General features: G+C 45.4%; 7 protein-coding genes and 1 other RNA gene. 6 read left to right on the top strand and 2 right to left on the bottom strand.

All coding sequences use genetic code 11. From position 1 onward, the window contains the following. Positions 1 to 116: 116 nt before the first annotated feature. A complete protein-coding gene (locus tag ACRPK8_RS15670; RefSeq protein ID WP_029343036.1) occupies positions 117 to 794 on the bottom strand; it encodes a deoxynucleoside kinase in 678 nt (225 codons plus the stop codon). After that, the gene (locus ACRPK8_RS15675; RefSeq protein ID WP_050679045.1) at positions 791 to 1,420 is read right to left on the bottom strand and encodes a deoxynucleoside kinase; all 630 of its coding nucleotides are present in this window, start codon (positions 1,418 to 1,420) and stop codon (positions 791 to 793) included. The genes ACRPK8_RS15670 and ACRPK8_RS15675 overlap by 4 nt, the downstream gene beginning before the upstream one ends. 108 nt (positions 1,421 to 1,528) lie before the next feature. On the opposite strand from ACRPK8_RS15675, the gene tadA reads away from it, so the two are divergent. The 6 genes from tadA (at position 1,529) to ACRPK8_RS15705 (ending at position 5,303) form a co-directional block, all read left to right on the top strand. Next, positions 1,529 to 2,035 (top strand): tRNA adenosine(34) deaminase TadA, encoded by a 507-nt coding sequence (tadA, locus tag ACRPK8_RS15680; protein WP_432238981.1) that lies wholly within the window; start codon positions 1,529 to 1,531, stop codon positions 2,033 to 2,035. Positions 2,036 to 2,083: 48 nt separating this feature from the next. Then, positions 2,084 to 2,350, top strand: an RNA gene (ffs, locus tag ACRPK8_RS15685) — signal recognition particle sRNA large type. Positions 2,351 to 2,445: 95 nt separating this feature from the next. Next, positions 2,446 to 4,131, top strand: coding sequence for a DNA polymerase III subunit gamma/tau (gene dnaX / locus ACRPK8_RS15690; RefSeq protein WP_432238982.1), 1,686 nt, complete (start codon positions 2,446 to 2,448; stop codon positions 4,129 to 4,131). A gap of 18 nt (positions 4,132 to 4,149) precedes the next feature. Then, on the top strand, positions 4,150 to 4,470 hold the full coding sequence (locus tag ACRPK8_RS15695; protein WP_029343040.1) for a YbaB/EbfC family nucleoid-associated protein: 321 nt from the start codon (positions 4,150 to 4,152) through the stop codon (positions 4,468 to 4,470). Positions 4,471 to 4,488: 18 nt separating this feature from the next. Continuing rightward, positions 4,489 to 5,088 carry a recombination mediator RecR gene (gene recR / locus ACRPK8_RS15700; protein ID WP_053451762.1) on the top strand — a complete coding sequence of 200 codons (600 nt, stop codon included), beginning with the start codon at positions 4,489 to 4,491 and terminating at the stop codon, positions 5,086 to 5,088. After that, complete coding sequence (locus ACRPK8_RS15705) at positions 5,085 to 5,303, top strand: YaaL family protein (protein ID WP_432238983.1); 219 nt, start codon at positions 5,085 to 5,087, stop codon at positions 5,301 to 5,303. Before recR ends, ACRPK8_RS15705 begins: the two co-directional genes overlap by 4 nt. Positions 5,304 to 5,552 lie beyond the last annotated feature (249 nt).

The raw sequence follows: 5,552 nt of genomic DNA on the forward strand, positions 1-5,552 counted from the left end.
AGGAATTGCACATCCCTGAGTGATGGCAATTCCTTCTTCTCGTTAAATTCAACTAGTTATGTCCCAGCCTCTTTTTTGCGCAAAAAAAGATCCGCCTAAGAGGCAGATCTAATCAGTTAGCGTGTATTGGCAATACGAGCCACTTCGAGCTGCTTTTCAATCTTCGCGAGAATCCGATCGATGGATTCTGGCTCGTTCAGTAAATCGTATTCGTCGATCGACAAACGAAGTACCGGGCAAATCGTAAAGTTATTGATCCAGTTCGTATAACGCTCATACATCTCTTCCCAATATTCGATTGGTGTCTGTTGCTCCATCTCACGTCCGCGAAGACGAATTCGTTCTAGTACTTGTTCGAACGAACCTTCAAGATAGATCAAAAGATCCGGGTGCGGGAAGAATGGTGTCATGACCATTGCGTCAAACAAACTTGAGTATGTCTCGTAATCCGTTGGAGACATCGTTCCTTTTTCGAAATGCATCTTAGCAAAGATCCCTGTGTCTTCATAGATCGAACGATCTTGGATGAAACCACCACCGTATTGGAAAATCCGCTTTTGCTCCTTGAAGCGTTCAGCGAGGAAATAGATTTGGAGGTGGAAGCTCCAACGCTCGAAATCATGATAGAATTTATCCAAGTAAGGGTTCGTATCGACTTTTTCGAGTGACGTCCGGAAACCAAGGGCATCTGCTAATCCGTTTGTGATCGTTGATTTACCGATTCCGACCATACCGCCGATCGTAATGACGGCATCTGCCGGGATGTTGTATTGTTCGCGTAGCTTCAAGTTCATGCGTGGTTCGCTCCTTCATATAATTCGTTCCGGATCGTCGTCAAGACGTACTCGAGATCTTCCGGTCGCTTGACGAAGTCGAGTGCATCCCCGTCGAAACGGATGATTTTGACTTCCGGATGTTTCGCTTGGTATTCCGTGACGAATGTCTCGTAATCCTCTGCCAATTGTTCAAGATAAGCACGTGACATGTTTTCTTCGATTTCTCGTCCGCGCAGTGCCACACGTTTCATCAAGGTGTCGATGCTTGCGTTCAAGTAGATGACAGCATCCGGTTTCGGCATGTCTGTCGTCAGGATCGAATAGATTTGTTCGTACTTCTCGAGATGCTCTACTTTAAGAGAGCGGTGTGCAAAAATCAAGTTCTTAAAGATATGGTAATCAGCAACGACAGAGCGTTGTTTACTGAGGTAATGACGTTCGATATCATCGAGTTGTTTGAAGCGATTGCACAAGAAGAACATTTCCGTCTGGAAGCTCCATTCTTCGATATCTTCATAGAACTTTCCAAGAAAGGGATTTTCTTCGACGATTTCGCGTAACATAGAAAAAGAGAAATGGTGACTGATGGCGTTCGCAAGTGATGTTTTGCCTACACCAATCGGTCCTTCAACCGTTATGAACATATACAATGACCCTCCGTTCAGCAAAGTGCAATTTATATTTTAGCACAAAGAAGTACGACTTGCTGAAGTTTCAAAAGGAGAATTTTTTTAGAGTGAGGAGTATCATCGATGGAACGACAGGAACACTACATGCGTCTTGCAATCGAAGAGGCGAAAAAGGCAGAAAAGATTGGTGAAGTTCCGATTGGATGTATCATCGTCAAAGACGATAAAGTCATCGCGACCGGTTACAACCACCGGGAAACGGATCAACAGGCGACGGCACATGCGGAGCTGATTGCGATTGAGGAAGCGTGCCGAAAGCTCGGGAACTGGCGACTTGAAGGATGTGAGCTTTACGTGACACTTGAACCGTGTCCGATGTGTGCAGGGGCGATCATGCTGTCGCGGATCGAACATGTTATTTTTGGTGCCGTTGATCCGAAGGGAGGATGTTGCGGAACGCTGATGAACCTGGTGCAAGACGATCGATTCAATCATGTCTCAGAGCTGACGAGCGGTATATTAGAAAAAGAGTGTGGTGAAATGTTGACGACGTTCTTTCGGGAACTACGTGCGAAAAAGAAAGCACGAAAGCGGGCAATGGGTTGCATCACACCAGATGAAACAGTATAATGAAAAAGCACTGAAACAAGGTGCCACTAAAAATCGATAAACCATTTGCCGTGCTAGGTGGGGATGTAGCGGTTCCCTGTCACTCGCAATCCGCTATAGCGAGACTGAATTCCATGTCGAGGGATATGATTGGTGTGGTCTGCCTCACGTAAGTAGCGTTGACGTTTGAGTCCTACGCAACAGATACCCATGAACCAGGTCAGGTCCGGAAGGAAGCAGCCTTAAGTGGTGCTCTCTGTGTGTTGTAGGGGTGCTTGGACTGAGCAGGCTGCGTGAGTAACGCATGTTGAACATATTTCAGAATATGGTGCGCGGCAGTTTAATTTTTAAAGACAAGTCTACAGCCGGTTTCGGTTGTAGACTTTTTTAGGTAAAATAGAATGAGGAACTTAAAAAGAGGAGGCGCAAACTTGGCCTATCAAGCACTATACCGCGTATACCGTCCACAACGATTCGACGAAGTCGTTGGACAAGCGCATATCACCCGTACGATCCAAAATGCATTGATGGAGGGACGGATGTCCCACGCCTATCTATTTTCGGGTCCTCGGGGAACGGGAAAGACCAGTCTTGCCAAAATCATTGCCAAAGCGATCAACTGTGAGCATGCTCCGGTCAAAGAACCGTGTAATGCATGTCCGACGTGTCTTGCAATCACAGAAGGATCAAGTCCGGATGTCTTCGAAATTGATGCGGCTTCGAATAACGGCGTAGATGAGATTCGGGAAATCCGGGATAAAGTCAAATATCCCCCTTCAGAAGCGACCTATAAAGTCTATATCATTGATGAAGTACACATGTTGTCGACAGGCGCCTTTAATGCACTGCTTAAAACACTAGAAGAACCGCCGGCACACGCCATCTTCATTTTAGCAACGACCGAACCACATAAAATCCCGGCGACGATCATCTCCCGTTGTCAACGTTTTGATGTGAAGCGGCATGAAGTTGACCAACTCGTAGAGCGGATGCAGTATATCTTAAACGATCAATCGATCGCGTATTCGGATACGGCCTTACGATTGATCGCCCGAGCGGCGGATGGTGGTATGCGTGATGCGTTGAGTCTACTCGACCAAGCGGTTGCTTTTTCGAACGGTGATCTAAACGATGCGGCTGTTCTTGAAGTAACAGGGGCAGTGGAAGATGAAGCGTTACTGAACATTGCCCGTGCTCTACATGAACATCAAGTCGATCAGTTGTTGCAGACGCTTGAGACGATGCAACGCGCGGGAAAAGACTTGAAGCGATTCGTAGAGGATCTCGTCTTCTTTTACCGAGACACTTTGTTGTTAAAAGCCTCTCCTACAGCTGTCGACTTGTTAGAGCGTGCTCGCCCGACGGATGAGTTCAAACAATTCGTCGAAGCGATTGAAGCGGAAACGTGCTTTACGATCATTGATCAGTTACATGACTGCCAGCAGCAGATGCGACTCACGAATCACCCGCGGGTACTCGTTGAGATTGCCTTCATTCAGATCGCGGAACAAGGGAGAACGACAGGGCAAATCGTCCAGTCGTTACAGCAGGAAGTCCGCGAAATGAAAGAGCAGATGCACCAATGGAAATCAAACGGTGTTCCGGCTCAAGAAGCAGCAACGCCGCAAGCGCAACCGAAGCGAAAACAAGGACGCCCGACCGTGCGGATCGCGAAAGAGCGGATTCGTCAAATGTTAGGACGAGCAGAAAAAGCCCAGCTACGTGAGATTCAAGAGAGATGGGATCATATCTTAAAATGGATTCTGAAAGAAGATGGACCAATCTATTCGTTACTCCATGAGAGTAAACCGGTTCTTTGTTCAGCCGATACGTTGCTGATTGAATTCGATGATGGCAAGGGATGGCACTTTGAACAGGTCATGACGAATGAACGAACTCGTTTCGTCATTGAAGAAGCGTTGTATGAAGTGTGCGGCGTCAAACGTGAAATTTTAGCGATTCTTTCGAAGGATTGGCATGAACTGAAAGCAGAGTTTGTTGCTAAGCGAAATAGTAGTAGTATAGAAGAGAAGGAAACCAAACAAGAATCGGAGAGCGATCAGTTATTGTCCGAGACGCTTGGTCGTTTTGGTGATATCGTAGAGTTCGAAGATTAAATTCGAGGAGGAATACAGATGCGCGGAATGGGAAACATGAACAATATGATGAAACAGATGCAGAAGATGCAAAAGGATATGGCGAAAGCACAAGAAGAGTTAAAAGATTTGACAGTGACGGGTACAGCAGGCGGAGAAATGGTCTCAGTCGTTGCAGATGGTCATAAAAATATCGTAGATGTCATCATTAAAGAAGAAGTCGTCGATCCAGATGATGTTGAAATGATTCAAGATCTCGTCTTAGCTGCAACAAATGATGCTTTGAAGAAGGTCGATGAACTCGTATCAAGTAAAATGGGGAAATTCACACAAGGTATGAATCTGCCGGGAATGTTTTAATTCGTAGGAGGAAACCACTTGCAATATCCTGAAGCGATTAGTCGTTTGATCGAAAGTTTTACGAAACTACCGGGGATTGGTCCGAAGACAGCGGTACGTCTAGCATTTCATGTCCTTGATATGGAAGAAGACGATGTCTTGATGTTCGGTAAGGCATTGGTCAGTGCGAAGCGTGATATTGCTTACTGTAGCGTTTGTGGAAATATCACGGATCAAGATCCTTGTTATGTATGTACAGATAAACATCGGAATCGCACGATCGTCTGTGTCGTCCAAGATTCAAGAGATGTCATTGCTATGGAAAAGATGCGAGATTATCAAGGGTTGTATCATGTCTTACATGGGGCGATCAGTCCAATGGAAGGGATTGGTCCGGAAGACATCAATGTATCGAGTCTTTTGACACGTCTCCAAGCGGATGAAGAGATTACGGAAATCATTCTTGCGACTAACCCGAATATCGAAGGGGAAGCGACAGCGATGTACTTATCGCGTCTCTTAAAACCGACGGGGATTCGGATTACGCGGATAGCCCATGGTCTTCCGGTAGGCGGCGATCTTGAATACGCGGATGAAGTGACGTTATCTCGTGCAATGGAGGGACGCCGCGAACTATGAGTTGGTTTCGAAAAAAAATTCGCCATGAGTACGACCAGCGTCTGTTAGAAGAATTAGCAAAAGCAAAAGAAGATTATTTGATGAAACGTCATCTTCTAGAAATCAGTTACGACGATTACGGTGACTTAGAAGCACAAATGAAGTTAGCGGAATCACTGTATTTCTTCTATATAAGCGAAGCAAAAAGAAGACGCGTCTCATTGATGATGAAGTAAACCGCAGCCATTCTTGTCTGCGGTTTTTATATGCTCAAAAAAACTACAAGTTATTTTAATAAAGTAGTTGCGCATGTCTAATTATCGTGATATATTAATTCATGTCCTTAAGAGGACGAGCGCTTACGGCAAACAAGTAAAAAACAATTTCGAAAAAAGTTGTTGACTTCTTGTTTCAGACTTGGTATTCTAATTGAGTCGCCAAAACAGGCGCGGACGAACTTTGAAAACTGAACGATGAGGCAAAAA

This window comes from Exiguobacterium sp. TDN 0502 (assembly GCF_050846835.1).
Lineage (GTDB): Bacteria > Bacillota > Bacilli > Exiguobacteriales > Exiguobacteriaceae > Exiguobacterium_A.

Bases quoted from the DNA above. Each gene is read 5' to 3' on its own strand.
- ACRPK8_RS15670 (WP_029343036.1), bottom strand. From the start codon at position 794: ATGAACTTGAAGCTACGCGAACAATACAACATCCCGGCAGATGCCGTC.
- ACRPK8_RS15675 (WP_050679045.1), bottom strand. From the start codon at position 1,420: ATGTTCATAACGGTTGAAGGACCGATTGGTGTAGGCAAAACATCACTT.
- tadA (WP_432238981.1), top strand. From the start codon at position 1,529: ATGGAACGACAGGAACACTACATGCGTCTTGCAATCGAAGAGGCGAAA.
- ACRPK8_RS15695 (WP_029343040.1), top strand. From the start codon at position 4,150: ATGCGCGGAATGGGAAACATGAACAATATGATGAAACAGATGCAGAAG.
- ACRPK8_RS15705 (WP_432238983.1), top strand. From the start codon at position 5,085: ATGAGTTGGTTTCGAAAAAAAATTCGCCATGAGTACGACCAGCGTCTG.